This is a genomic window from Pseudoponticoccus marisrubri, assembly GCF_001482405.1.
In the GTDB taxonomy this organism is placed as follows: domain Bacteria; phylum Pseudomonadota; class Alphaproteobacteria; order Rhodobacterales; family Rhodobacteraceae; genus Pseudoponticoccus; species Pseudoponticoccus marisrubri.
Window position 1 is genome coordinate 1 of record NZ_LPXO01000064.1, and the last position, 315, is coordinate 315.

Annotated in this window: 1 protein-coding gene; it reads right to left on the reverse strand. The window is 54.9% G+C overall.

What is annotated here, in order from left to right; all coding sequences use genetic code 11:
* Positions 1 to 173: 173 nt before the first annotated feature.
* Positions 174 to 305 carry a DUF7230 family protein gene (locus tag AVJ23_RS23680; protein WP_437176768.1) on the reverse strand — a complete coding sequence of 44 codons (132 nt, stop codon included), beginning with the start codon at positions 303 to 305 and terminating at the stop codon, positions 174 to 176.
* Positions 306 to 315: the final 10 nt, after the last annotated feature.

The following is a 315-nucleotide window of genomic DNA, read 5'->3' on the forward strand; positions in this document are numbered from 1 at the left end:
CCCCGGTACCGGTTTTCCGGCACCAAAACTGCTGCCGGCAAGCCGGCAAAGATGGCAGGCCGTCCCGGATTCGAACCGGGAACTCAAGACTCAGAATCTTGCGAGTTGCCAATTACTCACAACGGCCAATTGTTACCGTGCAGCGATTGCTCCGTACCTGATAAGGGTGCCGGTCAATAGCGCCCTTTGTGTTTCTGATTACGACCTGCCTTGAGATCGGCTTTTCGGTTGCGGTGGACAGATGCGCGGTTGAACTGCCGTGCGTATTTGGCCACAAAATTGCGATTCTTCTGCGCTTTTATCACAGAGACCCCC